This window comes from Mesorhizobium sp. M1A.F.Ca.IN.020.06.1.1, assembly GCF_004023265.1.
Lineage (GTDB): Bacteria > Pseudomonadota > Alphaproteobacteria > Rhizobiales > Rhizobiaceae > Mesorhizobium.
Window position 1 is genome coordinate 1 of record NZ_RZSR01001844.1, and the last position, 407, is coordinate 407.

At 68.3% G+C, this 407-nt stretch carries 1 protein-coding gene; it reads right to left on the reverse strand.

Going from position 1 to position 407, the window contains the following annotated elements; genetic code table 11:
- Window positions 1-407, reverse strand: a 407-nt coding sequence (locus EOA60_RS37180; RefSeq protein WP_164899976.1) for a 3'-5' exonuclease, incomplete at both ends; no start/stop codon positions are given.

Genomic DNA, 407 nt, shown 5'->3' on the forward strand with positions numbered 1-407 from the left:
GCTGACAATCGAATGCCAGGTGCCGGTGCTCGGCGCGCGCTTGCCGTGATAGCCGCAGACGATCAGCCGGTCCTCGGCGCGCGTCATGCCGACATAGAGCAGCCGCCGGTATTCGTCGTCGGCAAGCTCGCGCGCCCGCGCCGAGGCCGCTTTCGAAACGCCGTTGGCGACGTCACTCGCCGAGCGCCAGAGATAGCCCTTGCCCTTCCAATCAGCGCCCGAGCTTTCGAAGGCCATCAGCCGCGGCAGGTGCTGGTCGCTGAACGGCGCCGAGCCGCCGTCGACCAGGAAGACGACCGGCGCCTCCAGGCCCTTGGCGGCGTGCACGGTCATGACGCGCACCTCGTTGCGGGTCTGGTCCATCTCGCGCTTGATCTCCGGCCCGCTGTTTTCCAGCGTCGAGAGGA